Source organism: Gluconacetobacter asukensis (assembly GCF_014174375.1).
Lineage (GTDB): Bacteria > Pseudomonadota > Alphaproteobacteria > Acetobacterales > Acetobacteraceae > Gluconacetobacter > Gluconacetobacter asukensis.
This window is the reverse complement of the sequence record NZ_JABEQE010000014.1, coordinates 1-17,169: the sequence shown is the minus strand read 5'-3', so window position 1 is coordinate 17,169 and position 17,169 is coordinate 1. Positions and strand designations below refer to the sequence as shown.

Annotated in this window: 13 protein-coding genes and 1 pseudogene; 6 read left to right on the top strand and 8 right to left on the bottom strand. The window is 65.1% G+C overall.

Translation table 11 applies throughout. The annotated features are described in order from the left end of the window. Positions 1-46: 46 nt before the first annotated feature. From infC to HLH35_RS14790, 3 genes are all read right to left on the bottom strand, one after another. Positions 47-568 carry a translation initiation factor IF-3 gene (infC, locus tag HLH35_RS14800; RefSeq protein WP_114725527.1) on the bottom strand — a complete coding sequence of 174 codons (522 nt, stop codon included), beginning with the start codon at positions 566-568 and terminating at the stop codon, positions 47-49. 360 nt (positions 569-928) lie between these two features. Continuing rightward, on the bottom strand, positions 929-2,872 hold the full coding sequence (gene thrS / locus HLH35_RS14795) for a threonine--tRNA ligase (protein WP_182979878.1): 1,944 nt from the start codon (positions 2,870-2,872) through the stop codon (positions 929-931). Between the two features lie 41 nt (positions 2,873-2,913). Beyond that, entirely contained in the window at positions 2,914-3,816 is a 903-nt protein-coding gene (locus tag HLH35_RS14790; RefSeq protein ID WP_182979877.1) for a glycosyltransferase family 9 protein, read from the bottom strand. A gap of 381 nt (positions 3,817-4,197) precedes the next feature. Here HLH35_RS14790 and HLH35_RS14785 point away from each other — a divergent pair, with 381 nt between their 5' ends. From HLH35_RS14785 to murA, 5 genes are all read left to right on the top strand, one after another. Then, the gene (locus HLH35_RS14785; protein ID WP_182979876.1) at positions 4,198-5,463 is read left to right on the top strand and encodes a glycosyltransferase family 4 protein; all 1,266 of its coding nucleotides are present in this window, start codon (positions 4,198-4,200) and stop codon (positions 5,461-5,463) included. Continuing rightward, complete coding sequence (locus HLH35_RS14780; RefSeq protein WP_182979875.1) at positions 5,453-5,698, top strand: hypothetical protein; 246 nt, start codon at positions 5,453-5,455, stop codon at positions 5,696-5,698. Before HLH35_RS14785 ends, HLH35_RS14780 begins: the two co-directional genes overlap by 11 nt. Before the next feature lie 25 nt (positions 5,699-5,723). Next, complete coding sequence (locus tag HLH35_RS14775; protein WP_182979874.1) at positions 5,724-5,918, top strand: hypothetical protein; 195 nt, start codon at positions 5,724-5,726, stop codon at positions 5,916-5,918. 79 nt (positions 5,919-5,997) lie between these two features. After that, positions 5,998-6,552 carry a dCTP deaminase gene (gene dcd, locus HLH35_RS14770; protein ID WP_182968609.1) on the top strand — a complete coding sequence of 185 codons (555 nt, stop codon included), beginning with the start codon at positions 5,998-6,000 and terminating at the stop codon, positions 6,550-6,552. 11 nt (positions 6,553-6,563) lie between these two features. Then, positions 6,564-7,826, top strand: a complete 1,263-nt coding sequence (gene murA / locus HLH35_RS14765) for a UDP-N-acetylglucosamine 1-carboxyvinyltransferase (RefSeq protein ID WP_182979873.1) — start codon at positions 6,564-6,566, stop codon at positions 7,824-7,826. 88 nt (positions 7,827-7,914) lie between these two features. Here murA and HLH35_RS14760 read toward each other — a convergent pair whose 3' ends face one another. Together HLH35_RS14760 and HLH35_RS14750 are read right to left on the bottom strand one after the other, a co-directional pair. Beyond that, positions 7,915-10,092 carry a TIM-barrel domain-containing protein gene (locus HLH35_RS14760; RefSeq protein ID WP_182979872.1) on the bottom strand — a complete coding sequence of 726 codons (2,178 nt, stop codon included), beginning with the start codon at positions 10,090-10,092 and terminating at the stop codon, positions 7,915-7,917. A 590-nt stretch (positions 10,093-10,682) separates the two neighbouring features. Further along, complete coding sequence (locus HLH35_RS14750) at positions 10,683-12,845, bottom strand: TonB-dependent receptor (protein ID WP_246385127.1); 2,163 nt, start codon at positions 12,843-12,845, stop codon at positions 10,683-10,685. 608 nt (positions 12,846-13,453) lie between these two features. Here HLH35_RS14750 and HLH35_RS14745 point away from each other — a divergent pair. After that, positions 13,454-14,830 carry an NCS2 family permease gene (locus HLH35_RS14745; RefSeq protein ID WP_182979870.1) on the top strand — a complete coding sequence of 459 codons (1,377 nt, stop codon included), beginning with the start codon at positions 13,454-13,456 and terminating at the stop codon, positions 14,828-14,830. A gap of 84 nt (positions 14,831-14,914) precedes the next feature. Here HLH35_RS14745 and HLH35_RS14740 read toward each other — a convergent pair whose 3' ends face one another. The 3 genes and pseudogenes from HLH35_RS14740 to HLH35_RS14730 all read right to left on the bottom strand — a co-directional run. Beyond that, positions 14,915-16,006 (bottom strand): purine-nucleoside phosphorylase, encoded by a 1,092-nt coding sequence (locus tag HLH35_RS14740; RefSeq protein WP_182979869.1) that lies wholly within the window; start codon positions 16,004-16,006, stop codon positions 14,915-14,917. Positions 16,007-16,026: 20 nt separating this feature from the next. Further along, positions 16,027-16,854 (bottom strand): xanthine dehydrogenase accessory protein XdhC, encoded by an 828-nt coding sequence (gene xdhC / locus HLH35_RS14735; RefSeq protein ID WP_182979868.1) that lies wholly within the window; start codon positions 16,852-16,854, stop codon positions 16,027-16,029. A 4-nt stretch (positions 16,855-16,858) separates the two neighbouring features. Beyond that, a pseudogene (locus HLH35_RS14730) lies at positions 16,859-17,169 on the bottom strand (xanthine dehydrogenase molybdopterin binding subunit); the annotation flags it as partial.

The window sequence follows — 17,169 nt, the reverse complement described above, 5'->3', positions numbered from 1 at the left end:
GGACAAACGTCCGGGCTTTTTTTCTTTGGTCAGGGGATCGTCCCGCTCAGCGGGGCGAGAGCACCATGATCATCTGGCGATTTTCGAGCTTGGGCATCTGCTCGACCTTCGCCTGTTCGTCCATCTCGGTGCGGATGCGTTCCAGCACCTTGATGCCGAGGTCCTGGTGAGCCATCTCGCGGCCACGGAAGCGCAGGGTCACCTTGACCTTGTCGCCCTCGCCGATGAACGACTTCATGGCGCGCATCTTCACCTGATAGTCGTTTTCATCGATGTTCGGCCGGACCTTGACCTCCTTGATCTCGATGACCTTCTGCTTCTTGCGGGCCTCGTTCCGCTTCTTCTGCTGCTCGTACTTGAACTTGCCGTAGTCGAGGATCTTGGCGACCGGCGGTTCGGCGTTCGGGCTGATTTCCAGCAGGTCGAGGCCAACGGCATAAGCACGTGCCAGAGCATCACGCGTGGGCATGACGCCGAGCATCTCGCCCTCCGCGTCGATCAGACGCACCTGCGGAACGCGGATTTCCTCATTGACACGGGGGCCCTCGCGGTTAGGCGGAGTGGGCATCGGAGGTCTGGCTATGGTCGGCTCCTGTATTTGTCTTCATGTCCGGAGCATCTGTCGCCCGAGCCCGCCAGGACCGGCGCGTTCGCCTGCCGCGTCCGCGTCTGCGGGATGAAGCGTGACCGCATCCCGCGCGCCCCGGGCGGTATCCACCCCCGGGACCTGTTCCAGCTATAGGGCCGGAACGGCGCGATGGCTTTCCGGACTGGCCGTTATTGACCCAAAGAGGCCATCCAGATCAAGCATTCTCGTCGCATGGGCGTTCGATTCAGCCATGCGCGGGCAGCAGACGACCCGCATCCGCCATTCCCTCTTGCCTTGGATGCGACCCTGGCGGGCCGCGTCCGGGACGAAAAGTCCGGCTTATGCCGCGGGCGCGGCCACCCGGCGGAGATCGGGCGGCAGGGCTTCCTGCGCCAGGCTTTCGACCGCCGCGTCCAGCGACAGGACCTCCTGCGCCGCGCCGCCCAGGCGGCGCATGGCCACCGTGCCGTCTTCGGCCTCCTTGCGGCCCACGACCAGGATCACCGGCACGCGGGCCAGGCTGTGCTCGCGGATCTTGGCGTTGATCTTGTCGCTGCGCGTGTCGGTCTCGACCGTCAGGCCCGCCGCGCGCAGTTCCGCCGCCACCTGCTCGGCATAGGGCGCGGCGTCGGTGACGATCGAGGCCACCACCACCTGGACCGGCGCCAGCCACAGCGGGAACCGGCCCGCATATTGCTCGATCAGGATGCCCAGGAAGCGTTCGAACGAGCCCAGGATGGCCCGGTGCAGCATCACTGGCCGATGACGGGCGCTGTCCTCGCCCACATAGCTGGCGTCCAGACGCTCGGGCAGGACGTAATCGACCTGCAGCGTGCCGCACTGCCAGTCGCGGCCGATGGCGTCGCGCAGCACGAATTCCAGCTTCGGGCCGTAGAAGGCGCCCTCGCCGGGATTATGCTCATATTCCACGCCGGCCAGGCGGCAGGCCTCGATCAGCGCGCCCTCGGCCTTGTCCCAGGTCTCGTCGCTGCCGGCGCGCGCCTCGGGCCGGTCGGCGAACTTCACGCGGAAGCTCTCGAAGCCCAGATCGGCATAGACTTCGGCCAGCATGCGCACGAAGCGCGCGGTCTCGCCGGCGATCTGGTCGTCGGTGCAGAAGATGTGCGCGTCGTCCTGGGTGAAGGAGCGCACGCGCATGATGCCGTGCAGCGCGCCCGAGGGCTCGTAGCGATGGCAGGCGCCGAATTCCGCCATGCGCAGCGGCAGTTCGCGATACGAGCGCAGGCCGTGGCGGAAGATCTGCACGTGGCACGGGCAGTTCATCGGCTTCAGGGCGAGGGTCTTGTCCTCATCCTCGACGGTCGCGATGAACATGTGCTCGCGGTATTTGTCCCAGTGGCCCGAGGCCTCCCACAGGGCGCGGTCGACGAGCTGCGGGGTGCGGACTTCCTCGTACCCGCCCCGGATCTGGGCGCGGCGCATATAGTCCTGCAGCGCGGTGTAGATCCGCCAGCCCTTGGCGTGCCAGAAGATCGAACCCACGGCCTCTTCCTGGATATGGAACAGGTCCATCTCACGGCCGATGCGGCGATGGTCGCGGCGCTCGGCCTCTTCCAGCCGGTGCAGGTGGGCGTCCAGCTCCTTCTGGTCGCGCCAGGCTGTGCCGTAGATGCGGGTCAGCATCGGGTTGCGATGGTCGCCGCGCCAGTAGGCGCCGGCCACCTTCATCAGCTTGAAGGCGGTGCCGATATCGCCGGTGCCGCGCATATGCGGGCCACGGCACAGATCCAGCCACTCGCCCTGGCGGTAGATCGAGATCGTCTCGCTCTCCGGCAGGTCGCGGATCAGCTCCGCCTTGAAGCGCTCGCCCTTGGCCTCGAAGAAGCGGATCGCCTCCTCACGAGGCCACTCCTCGCGCTCGAAGGGGGCGTTGGCCGCCACGATCTCGCGCATGCGGGCCTCGATGGCCGCGAAATCCTCGGGCGAGAAGGGCTCGTTGCGATAGAAATCGTAATAGAAGCCGTTTTCGATCGACGGGCCGATCGTGACCTGTGTGCCCGGCCACAGCGACTGCACGGCCTCGGCCAGCACATGGGCGGCGTCGTGGCGGATCATCTCCAGCGCCGCATCGTCCTTGCGGGTGATGAAGCGCACCGAGGCGTCATGGGCGATTTCGCGCGACAGGTCCATCTCGGCGCCGTCGACCACCATCGCCAGGGCCGCGCGGGCCAGGCCGGGCCCGATGGAGGCCGCCACACTCGTCCCCGTCACCGGCCCGTCGAAATGGCGAACGGATCCGTCAGGCAGGGTGATGGCAGGCATGATGTCGATGCTCCGATAAACAGGAAGAGCCTGTAATGGCGTCAGGCGACCGAGGCCGCAACCCTATCCACGCTCAGAAGGGCAAGATCGTCAACGCGCAGCACCCGCACCTGGCCGGGCGTGCGGCCCTGCGGCGCGGTGCGGGCCGGGTCGCTGTCGCGCGAAAACAGGACGGTACTGGGGCAGCCCATGGCGGCGGCCAGGTGCATGGGCCCGGTATCGTTGCCCACCGCCAGCGCGGCCCGCGCGGCCAGCCCCGCCAGTTCGACCAGGCTGGTCCGGCCCGTCAGGTCCACGGCTTCGGGACAGGCTGTGCGGATGGTGGCGGCCAGGGCGGATTCACCCCCCGTGCCGACGACGACCGGCGTCAGCCCACGCGCCGCCAGCAGGCGGGCCAGGGCGCCGAACCGTTCGGCGGGCCAGCGTTTGGCGGGCCGATGGGGTGCGGCCCCCGGCACCAGCAGGGCGTATGGGCCGGGCAGCATCGGGCCGCCTTCGGCCAGCCAGGACAGATCGGGGTCGGGGACTTGATCGATCCCGGCCCGGCGCAACTGGTCGCGCTGGCGGGCCCGGGTGTGCATGAAGTCGCGCTGCGGATTGTCGTGCGGCCAGCAGGCGCCGGCCGCGATACCCGACCAGCGCGGACGGCCGGCCAGCCGGAAATAGCGCGAGGAGCGGCCGGAGGTCTGGAGGTCGTACACCGCGTCGAACCCCGCCATCTGCCGGCGCAGGCGCAGCAGGCCGCGCAGGTCGCGCCAGGCAGGACGCGAATCCACCACCACATGGTCGAACCATGGGGCGGCTTCCATCAGCGCCGCGAACGGGGCGGTGGTCAGGAGGGTGATGTCGGCATCGGGATAGCGCGCGCGGATGGCCGCGAAGGGCGCGAAGGCCAGGACGAGGTCGCCCAGCGCCCCAAGCTTGATCACGAGAACGCGCGTCATGTGCCCTGATTAATCCAGAACGTCCGGGATGCAAACAGCACCGGGCGGCGGCAGGGCGAACGGGATGGGAGCGGGAGAGGAAACAGGGGATAGCCCGGCGCCGCCCCCGGAAGCCGACACAGGTCGGTCACAGGCAGGGCGGCACCGGGAAAAGGGACGACAGCAAATGCTGGCCCTTCTTCATGAAGGTTTCCGTCTCTTCTTGATTCTTCTTGTTCTTCTCTCTTCTTGGAGGCGCTTCGGCCCCTTGACCCTCTCTATACCCAAGGACGATGCCCGTGTCGATGTTACACGATCACATATCACGTAATCGTGATAATTCCAGAAAAGCCACCTTCCCCGGCCGATGCGTGACCGGTCCGTTCGTGCTAGAGAGGCAGGATGGACATGCCTGTCGCCCGCCCTGTCATTCTTCAGGTTCTGCCCGCGCTCGATGCCGGCGGGATCGAACAGGGCACGGTCGACATGGCCCAGGCCATTGCGCAGGCCGGGGGCGTGGCGCTCGCGGCCTGTGCCGGCGGCCGCATGCTGCCGCGCCTGGCCTATGCCGGCGGTGTCCATGTGCCGCTGGACCTGCGGCCCAAGAACCCGGTCTCGATCCTGCTCAACGCGCGGCGGCTGGCGCAGGTGATCCGCGAGCGCGGCGTGCATCTGGTCCATGCGCGCTCGCGCGCGCCGGGCTGGTCGGCGGCGCTGGCCTGCCGGCTGACCGGCGTGCCGCTGGTGACGACGTGGCATGGCGTCTATCGCGAGAATGTACCGGGCAAGCGGCGCTATAATGCCGTCATGGCGTCCGGCAGGCGGGTGATCGCCATCAGCGCCTTCATCGCGCGGCGTCTGGCCCGCGACTACCGGGTAGGGCCCGACCGGCTGCGCGTGATTCCGCGCGGCGCCGATACCGCCCGCTTCGACCCGGCCGTGGTACGCGGCCCCCGCATCCAGGCGCTGGCCGATCAATGGGGCCTGCCCGAGGATGCCGCGATCATCATGCTGCCGGGCCGGCTCACGCGCTGGAAGGGCCAGGCGCTGCTGCTGGAAGCCCTGGCGCGGATGGAAGCCGAAGGGGGTTGCGGGCGCCCCTGGGTGTGCGTCTTCGTGGGCCCGTCGCGCCGGCGCGACCGGTTCGGCGACAGCCTGAAACAGATGGCGCAGGCTCGCCCGGCCCTGCGCGGGCGGGTGTTCTTCGCCGGCCATTGTGCCGACATGCCGGCGGCGCTGGCGATGGCGGACGTGGTGGTCGTGCCTTCGCTGGAGCCCGAACCGTTCGGCCGGGTGGTGGTCGAGGCCCAGGCGATGGGCCGCCCGGTCGTGGTCGCCGCCCATGGCGCGGCGATGGAAACCGTGGTGGACGGGCAGACCGGCCTGCTGGTACCGCCCGGCGACCCCGATGCGCTGGCGGAGGCGATCGGCGCCATGCTGCGCCTGACGCCGGACGAGGCCGAAACATTGGGGGCCGCCGCCCGCGCCCATGTGCTGGCCCGCTATACCACCCAGGCGATGCAGCAGGCGACGCTGGCGGTCTATGATGAAATCCTGGGCTCGAGCCTGGCGGACTGGTTCGCCTGGCAGGTGGCCCAGCCGGCCGGGGACGCTCTTCACGAGACGCCCCCCCTACAGGAAGCGACCCTACAGACCGATGTCGAATGATCCGTTCCGCGCCGCCCCGCCGCGCAAGCACCCCACGCCGCGCCTGGTGTCGTGGGCCCAGAGTGCCGCCCTGTTCTGCTTCGGCGCCAGCATCCTGCTGGAAGTCGGGCAATCGCAATGGCACTGGCCGCTGCTGGGCCGGGGCTGGCCCATCCTGGGGCTGGACATTGCCGGCGCGCTGCTGATGGCGGCATCCCTCGTCATACTGTGGGCCGGCCGACGCCGCGGCCGCTGATCTTTCCGAATACGGACCCGTTTCAATGACCGATTCCTCCCCCCCTCCCCTGACCAAGGCCGAGAAGGCCGAGATTGCGCGGCAGGAGCGCCTGGCGCGCGAGGCCGCGGCCCTGCGGGCGAACCTGCGCCGCCGCAAGCAGCAATCCCGCGCCCGCGCCGACACGGCCGCCGACGAGACGCCTGCCCCCGCCGCCGGGACGACAAACAGCGGGAGTTGATTGCGGTCGGGCCCGGCCTTCGCTAGTGGTCGGGCAGATACGAGACGATATTCGCCCCACGCGACGCAAGGGACCGTACATGCCTATTATGCCCGACAGCTGGATTCGACGCATGGCCCAGGAGGGCGGGATGATCGAACCCTTCGTGGAACAGCAGAAGCGCGACGGCGTGATTTCCTACGGCCTGTCCTCCTACGGCTATGACGCGCGGGTGGCCGAGGAATTCAAGATCTTCACCGATGTCGACAACGCCCTGGTCGACCCCAAGGATTTCGCGTCCAACAGCTTCGTCACCCGCACCGGGCCGACCTGCATCATCCCGCCCAACAGCTTCGCGCTGGCGCACACGGTAGAATATTTCCGCATTCCGCGCGATACGCTGGTGGTCTGCCTGGGCAAGTCGACCTATGCCCGCTGCGGCATCATCGTGAACGTCACGCCGCTGGAGCCCGAATGGGAAGGCCAGGTGACGATCGAGATCAGCAACACCACCCCGCTGCCGGCGCGCATCTACGCCAACGAAGGCATCTGCCAGTTCCTGTTCTTCCAGGGTGCCTCGCCCTGCGAGGTCAGCTATGCCGACCGTGCGGGCAAATATATGGGCCAGCGCGGCGTCGCCACCCCCCGGATGTAGGACACCCCGCCATGGACCGTTTCATCATTCACGGCGGCCACCGGCTGCGCGGCGACATCGTCATCGGCGGCGCCAAGAACGCGGCGCTGAAGCTGCTGGTCGCCGGCCTGCTGACGTCGGAGCGGCTGGTGCTGCGCAACGTGCCGCGCATCGCCGACATCACGACCATGCGCCGCCTGCTGGAACAGCACGGCGTGACGGTCGAGGACATCGAAGGCGACGGCGGCACGCTGGCCGTCGGCGGCCGCATCACCAATACCGTGGCACCCTACGACATCGTGTCGCAGATGCGCGCCTCGATCCTGGTGCTGGGCCCGCTGCTGGCCCGCTGCGGCGAGGCCCGCGTGTCGCTGCCCGGCGGCTGCGCCATCGGCACCCGCCCGGTGGACATGCACCTGAAGGGGCTGGAGGCGCTGGGCGCCGAGATCTCGCTGGAAGGCGGCTATATCAACGCCCGTGCCTCGCGCGGGCTGGTGGGCGACCGCATCGTCCTGCCCTTCGCCTCGGTCGGGGCGACCGAGAACCTGCTGATGGCGTCCTGCCTGGCGCGCGGCCGGACCGAGATCATCAACGCGGCGCGTGAGCCGGAAATCGCCGACCTGGTCGCCTGCCTCAACAGCATGGGCGCACGCATCACCGGCTCGGGCTCCGGCACGCTGACGATCGAGGGCGTGGAAGCCCTGCACGGCACCACGCACAGCGTGATGCCCGACCGCATCGAATGCGGCACCTATGCCTGCGCCGCCGCCATCACCGGCGGCGAACTGCGCCTCGTCGGCGGCCGCGCCGATCATCTGGGTGCGGTGGTCCGCACGCTGGAGGAAGCCGGCGTGGAAGTGTTCCAGGAGGACGACGCCCTGCGCGTGCGCCGCACCGGGGCGCTGCGCGGCGTGGACATCATGACCGAACCCTATCCGGGCTTCCCCACCGACATGCAGGCCCAGTTCATGGCCATGCTGTCGGTCGCCGAAGGGGCCTCGATGGTGACAGAGACGATCTTCGAAAACCGCTTCATGCATGTGCCCGAGTTGAACCGCATGGGCGCGCGTATCAACGTCCATGGCTCGTCTGCCATCATTCGCGGCGTGCATTCGCTGTCGGGCGCGCCGGTGATGGCGACCGACCTGCGGGCTTCGTTCTCGCTGATCCTGGCGGGGCTGGCGGCGCATGGCGAAACGATCCTGAGCCGGGTTTATCATCTGGATCGTGGCTATGAAGCCGTGGAGCGGAAGCTGGCGCAGTGCGGGGCGCAGATCGAGCGGGTGCGGGAGTAGGGAGACGCAAGCGCGATCAGCGCGCTGGGGTGGTCGTCGGCTCCGCCCGGCATTTTCCCGTCACGTTACGATTGCCGTCGCCTTCGGCTCATATCTTTCTTACGATTAACGTTGCACGGTGCCCATCGGCGGGAATCGTCACCGCCAGAGATGACCGGTCTGCCGGCCTGGCGGGTGCCGCGCCAATATCGTGGCCATCGAGATTCACCGCGTGGCCCTCCAGGGGGGAAACGCCATGAACGACGACGCGATAGGCCGTCCACCACGGGTGATAGGTCCCCTGCGGCCGATCGATCGTCACCGTGACACGATCGTCCGCCCCTGTCGTGCAGGTCAGGTCCGTGCGACTATAGGCGCCGGTGCGGAAGGCGAAGCTGTGCCCGTCGTCGGTATAGACGCTGCCGTGACAATCGGGGCCGGGATAGACGTCCAATTGCAGCGGCCCCGCCGGGGTCTCGTCCGTGCTTTGCACCAGCGGCTGGTGAGGAACGATACTGCCGGCGCGAACATAGACGGGCAACTGGTCGAGGCGCGGGGTGACGGAAACCTGGTGCGGCGTCGTCGCGTCCATGTCTTTCATGTCGATCACGGAGCCGCCAGCGCCCCATACCCGCAGCGTCTGCAGGCCCGTCACTTTCCGACCGGTCCAGTAATCGTACCATTCGCCGGGCGGGAGGGTCACATCGTACGCCCCCGGCGATTCCGGTGCCGGGGCCGGGGCCACCAGCAGGGCACGCCCCCACATGAATTCCGACCCCGATGCCAGATCCATCGGTGCCCCGTCGATCAGCGTCGCCGGGAATTCCATGAAGAGCGGGCGCATCATCGGCACGCCGGTACGCGCGGCTTCCTCGGCCAGCGTGTCGTTGTAGGGCAGCAGGCGATAGCGGGCCTCGATGAAGCGGCGGCGGATGTCCTCATGCCGCTTGCCGTCCGCCCAGGGCTCCTGCGGATGGCTCCACGGGTCCGCATGCGAGCGTGCGATCGGCGTGAACATGGCCACCTCATACCATTTCGTCAGCAATTCGGGCGACGCGATGCCGGCGAACCCGCCGATATCGGCCCCCGCAAAGGCGAAGCCACCCAGTCCGAGACTTTCCAGCATCGGCACCGCCAGTGCCAGATGATTCCAGGTCGAGACATTGTCCCCCGTCCATGTCACGCCATAGCGCTGGCCGCCCGCGTAGGATGCCCGGGTCATGACGAAGGGGCGCTCGCCGGGCTTCAGCGCCAGCACGCCCTCGTAGGTCGCGCGCTGATTCTGCATGCCGTAGAGATTGTGCAACTCCGCATGGGTTGCGACCCTTGATGCAAAGCCGGGCTCGTCGATGCGATGGCGATTGTCCAGCGGCATGGTCTTGGTCGGGTAGGAGAAGACCGCCGGTTCGTTCATATCGTTCCAGAAGCCGGAAATGCCCTGCTGCACGAACCCTTTGTAGAGTCCACCCCACCAGGCCCGCGTGGCTGCCTGGGTGAAGTCCGGAAAGAGCGTCGGGCCCGGCCAGACCGGGCCGACATAGGGCTTGCCGTCCGCTGTCCTGACGAAACGGTCCTGCGCCATGCCGCTGTCATAGGGGGCGTAGCCCGCGTTCGGCAGCTCGGCGACATGCAGGTCGGTGATCGCCACCGTGTGCATGTGCCGTGCGGTGAAATCCGCGACCATCTTCCCGAAGGTGGGGAAGGCCTGCGGATCGACCGTGAAGGGACGGAATTTCTGCTGGTAGTCGATGTCCATCCATACCGCGTCGGACGGAATACGGTCCTTGCGCAGCCGCCCGACGATTCCACGCAGATCCTTCTCGGTCGGATAACGCCAGCGCGATTGCTGGAAGCCCAGCGCCCAGCGCGGCGGCATCGCCGGCGTTCCGGTCAACTGGGCATATTGCACCTCGACATCCCTGGCCGTCGGTCCGGCCATGACATAATAATCTATCGGCCCGTCCGGCGCGGCAATCCGCAGCCTGCCCGGGTCGAGATGGCCGAAATCGAAGGTCGTCCGCCACGTATTGTCCAGGAACATCCCGAAATACGCGCCGCCGGTAAAGCCGATGAAGAAGGGAATATCCTTGTAGAGCGGGTCCTGCCCCTCCCGGTAGGCGTAACTGTCGCTGTTCCACATCGCGTACGTCCGGCCCAGCCGGTCCAGCGGGCCGAACTTGTCGCCCAGGCCGAAATAATGCCCGTCGCCGGGAATGGACTTTACCAGTTCGAAGCCCGCCTTGTCGTGCGCGACAAAGGGCGCGCCCGGGTCGGCCAGCAGGGACATGCCCCTTGGCATCGGCGACCGTGACCCCGCCATTCGCGCGGGCGACCAGGACCGTCAGCCCACGCGTGGAAAAGCCTGCCGCATTGGGCGTGTCGATGCCATGTATCGGCACGGAGGTGGTCCGACTGGAAGGCCGCACTGCCCAGGACGCGTCCTCCGGCAGGCTGCCGTCGCGGCCGATGCGCACCCGCACGATGGTCTCGCTCAGTGCCGTGACCCGAACGACCGTTTCGCCACGGCGCCATTCGACACCCGACGGCAGTGCATGGAAGGCAGGCGCACCGGACGCGAGCACCACGACCGGCGCCGACGCGCCCGCTGCACATGCGCTGCGCGTCGCCAGTGGCGATGTGGACAGCAGCAGCGTGAGCGCCAGTCCACCACACCAGCCGCAAATATCCCGGCATCCATTCATCTATCGTTTCCTTCGAACGGACACCGGAATGTGCGAGTCATGCATGTGCGAAAATGCGCCAGATTGCCCGCCTGCATGGTTTTCAGGGCATGCGCCGGGATATCCCTGCCAAAACCCGATCGTTATCCAATGACCGGGGTGGCAGGGTCTCGGGCTCTGCCGGGTCCAGGGAGGGTCAGAACGCCATGGAGAGCGTCGCGGTCACGTTGAAGCGGGGATAGAGATAATAGGTCGGCGAACCGCTGGCGGAGATCATGCTGCCACGAACGCCGCGCACCGCGACAGCATTATTGACCAGCCCGTTGACACCGGTCCGGACGAACCCACCGGCCAGATTGTTGAAGTTCAGCCGGAACGTAGGCGCCTTGACGAAGCGGAAGGACGGGAAGTGGTAGCCGACCGACAGCGAATCGGTGACGAAACCCGGCATTTTCTGGTCGTTCATGAAGGTCGCATACTGAGACGACGTGTAATGAACGCCGACATTCCCGAAGAATTTTCCGTCGTCATAGGTCAATCCGAAATTCGCCAGCACGTGCGGCGCCTGGACAGCCGTCTTCCCCTTGGTGGGCAGGTAATCGCCAATCGTCTGGCCGTTCGCGAGCATCCCTGTCGCCGGCAAATTGGAATCCATGGTCGCGTCGAGATATTCGACCGACGCATAAGGGCTCCAGTGATGGAACGGGTGTCCGGAAATCATCGCATCGAAGCCGCGCGCCGTCTGGTTGCCGGCGTTGATCGTGGTGCCGATGGACTGGTTGTTCACATAGACACTTGTCGAAACCAGACGATCGGTGATCGCATAATTAAAGAATTCCAGGTCGGTCATGAAATAGCGGTTGTCATAACGCCAACCCAGCTCTTCCTTGATGGAATATTGGGGTTTCGCGTTATAGGGATTTCCGACATATCGGCCGGCTTCCGCGTCGAAGACCTGTGACAGCGATCCCGGATCTGGCATGCGATAATCGCCTTCGGCATTCACATAGATCTGGTTATGCGTGTCGATCTGATAGCCGATGGAAAGCTGCGGCAGCGGCACGACGAAGTTGCTCTGGACCTTCGGCGCCGTGGACGCGAAATTCTGGCTCCAGCGGTTGATCATCGAGACCTTGAAGCCGGCATTCACGACCAGCCTGTTGTCGAGGAATTTGGACGTATCCTGAAGGAACAGGGAATGATTCTTCCATCCGGAATCACCCTGGTAGGGCATATAGCGAGAGCCGGCCTGAAAGAGCCCGGTGGACGCCGCGTACGGAAATGCCTGCTGCCCGGTCGCGGACAGGACCGAATAGCGATTGACCACCTGATTGTCCTGATAGTCGAACCAGTATCCGAGTTCGATGTGATGCTGCCTGCCGACATCGTAATTGAGCTTGGCGACGGCCCCCGCATGCGGACGGAAGACGCTGTAATAGGACGCCGCCGGCACCTTGCCACTCAGGGCACTGCCATCCGGCCCCAGCGTCACAGGCGTGACATTGGCGTTGAACAACGTGCCATTGTAGGTGTAGCCGCCGTTATAGACGTAATAAGGCTTGAAATCGAACGAGAAATTATCCGGCAGATGCAGGTGAACCGGCGTGGTGATGAACACCTGGTCCCACATGTTTCCATCCAGGCCGCCGTACATCGAAGGGTTCGACGGGTCGTAGGTCGCCTGGTAATTGTAGGTTCCAAGCCCGTGCTTCTTGTTAAAGAACTGGGTAGCCGTCGGATATTTCGGCGCTGCGGTAAACTGATGATTCCAGGAAACGAACAGGTTGACGGAAGAGCCGTTATCGAAATCCTTTACCGCGCCGAAATCCAGATGACGCCGCTCGTTGGTCCATGGGCCGGTCCAGTTTCGCGCATGCTCATGCGAGAACGAGAAATAGCCACGGATGCCGCTATTGCCGATATCACCGCTTTCGACACGCATGAATTCACGCGACAGATTGTTCGTGCCATACGCAAAATCCATCAGCCCACCGAACTTGTGCCCCGGCGTGTAGGTCTGCGCATCCATGACGCCGACGGCGGCAGACGTCACGGGCAGTTCAATCGCTGCCGATCCCGGAGTCACCGTCACATGATCCAGATTTTCGGAATCGACATTCTGGTTCAGATAATAGGCGGTTGCGACCGGGACACCGTTGAGCAGGATGCCCATGTCGGAATCGGTCAGGCTGCGGCTGTTGATCTGGCCACCCAGAATACCCGAGGAATCAACGGTCGAGACGCTGATGCTCGGCAGATTCTTGACAAGATCCAGCGCCGTATTCGTCGGGCTCTGCATTTCGATATATTGTTTGGTCACGGTCTGCACTGAATGCGGTGCGGTTTCGTGACGCATCATGCCGCCACCGCCGGAATGGAAGGCGGAAACATTGATTTCTTCACCGGACTTGGGTGCCGGCGCTGCGTGTGCGCTCTTATCCGCACTCGGCGCGGCAGGTCGCCGCACCTGAGGTGCGTCCGCCTGCGACGCCACAGGCACCATAATCGCACAACTTCCGAGCATTGTTGCCGCAAGCAAACACACACGAAATCTCTGATCCACCATTCTGTCCCCCAATATTTCAAGATTCTAGAGCACAGCCGGGCGATGCGCCCCGCATGCCGAAAGCTGCCCCGACCACCCCCCGGTCAATCGGCAACAGTGTCCCAGGAATTACCATGAGTATCTGACATGCCTGCGACTCTCTCCAATGCTGTAATCCATTGAATTACGAGCGCAAAAAGCCATCACACGGTTCGTTAGCGAAATATGCGGATGTGGACGGCAATTTAGAAGCAGAAAAAACTCAGCAAGCCGTTGCGTTAAAGGCTACGCCCAGTGCATTTCCGTAGCGTCCGAATTCGCTTAATACCGCGCGAGAGGGTGTTGTGGCGATCTGTCGCGACCACTGAACCACTTCATGAATTCCTGGAAGGGGTTATCGCCCGAACGATGACCGGCGCATAATGAATCGAATTGATCAGATAGACCACATCTCCAGGAATAATAGCCGGCTGGACCGAACCTTTCATCTGTCCGTACGCCGCACAACGGCAATGCGGGAGTTCATCGCCGGTCTCAGCACATTTGGCGCGATGGCCTACATCCTGGCAGTCAATCCGGCCATCATGGCGACAGCCGGCCTGGATCGCCACGACATGGTCATGACGACGATCGCCGCGGCCGCTTTTGGAACGCTGCTGATGGCACTGTTCGCCAACCTTCCGATCGCCCTTGCTCCGACAATGAGCAGCAACATCGTCTTTGCGCAGATCGTGGTGGTCCATATGGGCATCGCGCCGCGCGTCGCCTTTGCCGCGGTGTTTCTCAGCGGTCTGATCTTCACGCTGCTCTCGCTCACGCAATGGCGGCAGAAAATCGTACTGGGATTTCCCGAACCCATCGCCCACGGCATTCGTTTTGCCATCGGCGCCTTCATCGCGCGCATCGGCATGACGACAGGCGGTCTGGCTGTACCCTCACATGAAGGCCTGACATTCGGATCGTTGGCGAATGCATCGACCCAATTGGTTGCCGCCGGGCTCCTGGCGACCGCGCTCCTGATGAGACTGCGCATTCCGGCGGCGATGCTCATCGTCATCCTGGCCCTGACCGTCGCGGGATGTTTCCTTCACAAGCCGGACGGAGACGTCATTATGCACCTTCCGGCGCGAATCGTGGAATGGCCGACCTATCCGGCACACCTCCTGTTTCCATTCGATTTCGGCGGCCTTCTGACAGAATTGCCGATCATTCTTCCAATTCTGGCCTATTTCTTTCTCAGCGATTTCTTCGATGCCACCGGAACGATGATGGCCGTTACGCAGCAGGCACAACTGGCGCGAGAAGACGGCCGTATCGTGCCTGGGCGTGCGGCGTTCGTCAGTGACGGCATCGCCAGCGTCGTCGGTGCGACACTCGGAACCTGCACCGTGTCGGCCTACCTGGAATCGCTGGTTGGTGTTGAAGCCGGTGGCCGCACCGGCTTGTCGAGCGTTGTCGTTGGCGTGCTATTCGGGCTATCGGCTTTCTTCTGGCCACTCATCACGGCGATCCCGGCGATCGCCACAGCACCAGCTTTGATGATCGTCGGATTGAACATGCTTGCCGGTCTGACGTCTCTGCCCCGCAAGACGACGGACGATGTTTTACCGCCAATCCTGATGGTACTCGTCACCGTCATGACCGGCAATTTCATGGTCAGCCTCGCCTTCGGGCTGCTCCTTTATACTGGCCTCATCATCGTGACACGCAGGTGGCAGCGGCTGACACCCATGCTGATCGGCCTCGATATGGTATTTTCGGTGTTCCTGATCCTTGAAAGCCAGATTCAGGGAAGATAGGCGTCCGGTGCCGCGGGATCTCCAGACAAAGCGGGGTCAAGGGGCTCAAGGCCCCTTGCGATCCGGGCAGCGCCCGAATCCCCCTCAGAACGGCGCCGAAGGAATATGATCGCGATACCGCCCCCAATGATCGAGGATTTCCGCGACCACCGGCGCGCCGGCCCGTTCATTATTATCGAACGCGACCGCCTGCCCCGGGCCCTCATCCCCCATGGACTGGGTCACGTCGCCCCCCGGCGGCGGCATGGAAAAATTGCTGCCCGATCGCAGCAGCATGATCCGGTTCGCATCCACGAAGCCCAGTGACGCCAGGGTCCGCATTTCACGCTGGTAGGTCTGGCTTTCCTCGTTCGTCATCACGAACAGGCCCTGCCCCTTCGTCCATAGTTTCACCCAGTTCTCGGCCCAGAGATTGCGCGGCGCGCCATGCCAGTAGCGTTCCGCCCCCAGCGTCTCGCCCATCAGGATGGATGGCGGCCTCTGCGCCGCGGGGAAGCCCACCCACGCCTTGCGCCGTGCCGCAACCTCCGGATCGTCGGCCAGCACGACGGTGCGGCTGATCTGATAGGCCCAGCGTGCCAGCCCCTGGTTCAGCGTATAGGCCTTGCTCAGTTCCGCAACATCGGTCACCGACCCGTAATGATTGGGATTCGCGGGCAACGTGTCGGGGCGTGAGGCACCGATCGCATACAGGCCATAGGGCCAGTCCTTCGGGATCGTGCGGTCGTCGATCTCACGCAGTGCGTCGCCGTCGACCACCCAGCGCGCCCAGGCGACGCTGCCGACCGAGGCGGCATTCGGATTGACGCCCGAAATTCCGGTAAACAGCCAATAGGTGTGATGAAAATCGAAGCGTGGATCGATAACGAAGGCCGCAAGGTCCGTCACCCCATGGCGCAGGACGACCCCATACAGTCCCGCCTTGTTGCGTCGAACGACATCCGGCGCCCCCCGAACCGGTACCTTCTCGTCAAGATGCTCCCGTTCCACCCAGTTCTGATACTCGCCCGGCGCGTCGCCGCGATCCGCGCCATTCTCCCAGTTGGCAACAACAACGAACTTCACCTCCTCCGCCGCGCGCGCCGGTGCCGCACAGGCTGACAGGCACGCCGCTCCTGCAAGAAGGACGGAGGCGACTCGCGCCACGTGCCACCCACTCCGATCATGTTTGCTCATGCGATGTTCCGCTTCCTTTTTCATGATGGTTCACTCTGCGCAGGGTGCAACAGGCGTTCGACGATTTCCGCCGCCACCAGCGCCGCAATGATTTCCGGCCGTTTGTCGCGGATGCCGCGATCCCCGATCGGGCAGACCAGGGTCGCGATCCGATCCTCGGCAATGCCCAGATCGCGAAAGCCAGCCTCGAAACGGCGCCGTTTGGTCTTCGAGCCGATCAGCCCGACATAGCGGAAATCGCCCCGCTCCAGCGCGGCGGCCACGATCAGAGCATCCAGCGCGTGACTCTGTGTCAGGACCAGAGTCCCCGCGCCAGCCGGTGCCGAGGCAATCGCACCTTCCCAGTCGACGCTGATCCGGACCTCCACACCGTCGGGCACATCGTCGCCGAATTCCTCCGCGCGCGCGTCGATCCAGATCAGCCGCAGCGGCAACAGGGCCAGCGTCCGCGCCAGTGCCCGCCCCACATGGCCCGCGCCAAACAGCAGCAGGGCGGGACGATCCTGACGCGCGCGCGCCTCCGCGCATAGAAGAGCGTCCATGGACGCGTCATCCAGCCGCTCGATACGGGCCGTCACGGCGCCGCCGCAGCATTGCCCGATCTCGGGGCCCAGGGCGATGACGCGATCCACGGAAGCCCCGCCCGAAGCCAGCAGCGCGCGCGCGTCCTGCACGCAGTCCCATTCCAGCCGGCCGCCGCCGATCGTCCCCGCCAGGGCACCCGCCGTCACCAGCATGAACGCCCCCGCCTCGCGCGGCGTAGACCCGCGCGCCTGCACGAGCGTCACACGCGCGACGGCAGATCCGGTGGCGCGGGCACGGGCGATCATGTCGGCGAGCCGGGACATGGGCTTAGACCGTCGCTCCGCGCATCCGCTCGGCCGCGCGCAGGATCGCCTCGGGCGTTGCCGGCGCATCCAGCCCGGGGCAGGACCGATAGCCATCCAGGCTGGCCAGCGCGTCAGAGATCGCGTGCAGCACCGCCACGCCATGCACAAACGGCGGCTCGCCCACCGCCTTGGACCGAAAGATCGTCTCCTCGCGATTGGGCCCGCGCTCCAGCAGCGCGACATTGAAGATACGCGGCCGATCGGAACAGGCCGGGATCTTGTAGGTGCTGGGGGCATGGGTACGCAGCCGGCCCGTCTCGTCCCACACCAGTT

Excerpts from the sequence above, each read along its gene's own strand:
- infC (WP_114725527.1), bottom strand. The coding sequence starts at position 568 with ATGCCCACTCCGCCTAACCGCGAGGGCCCCCGTGTCAATGAGGAAATC.
- thrS (WP_182979878.1), bottom strand. The coding sequence starts at position 2,872 with ATGCCTGCCATCACCCTGCCTGACGGATCCGTTCGCCATTTCGACGGG.
- HLH35_RS14790 (WP_182979877.1), bottom strand. The coding sequence starts at position 3,816 with ATGACGCGCGTTCTCGTGATCAAGCTTGGGGCGCTGGGCGACCTCGTC.
- HLH35_RS14785 (WP_182979876.1), top strand. The coding sequence starts at position 4,198 with ATGGACATGCCTGTCGCCCGCCCTGTCATTCTTCAGGTTCTGCCCGCG.
- HLH35_RS14780 (WP_182979875.1), top strand. The coding sequence starts at position 5,453 with ATGTCGAATGATCCGTTCCGCGCCGCCCCGCCGCGCAAGCACCCCACG.
- HLH35_RS14775 (WP_182979874.1), top strand. The coding sequence starts at position 5,724 with ATGACCGATTCCTCCCCCCCTCCCCTGACCAAGGCCGAGAAGGCCGAG.
- dcd (WP_182968609.1), top strand. The coding sequence starts at position 5,998 with ATGCCTATTATGCCCGACAGCTGGATTCGACGCATGGCCCAGGAGGGC.
- murA (WP_182979873.1), top strand. The coding sequence starts at position 6,564 with ATGGACCGTTTCATCATTCACGGCGGCCACCGGCTGCGCGGCGACATC.
- HLH35_RS14760 (WP_182979872.1), bottom strand. The coding sequence starts at position 10,092 with ATGTCCCTGCTGGCCGACCCGGGCGCGCCCTTTGTCGCGCACGACAAG.
- HLH35_RS14750 (WP_246385127.1), bottom strand. The coding sequence starts at position 12,845 with ATGATGCGTCACGAAACCGCACCGCATTCAGTGCAGACCGTGACCAAA.
- HLH35_RS14745 (WP_182979870.1), top strand. The coding sequence starts at position 13,454 with ATGAATCGAATTGATCAGATAGACCACATCTCCAGGAATAATAGCCGG.
- HLH35_RS14740 (WP_182979869.1), bottom strand. The coding sequence starts at position 16,006 with ATGAGCAAACATGATCGGAGTGGGTGGCACGTGGCGCGAGTCGCCTCC.
- xdhC (WP_182979868.1), bottom strand. The coding sequence starts at position 16,854 with ATGTCCCGGCTCGCCGACATGATCGCCCGTGCCCGCGCCACCGGATCT.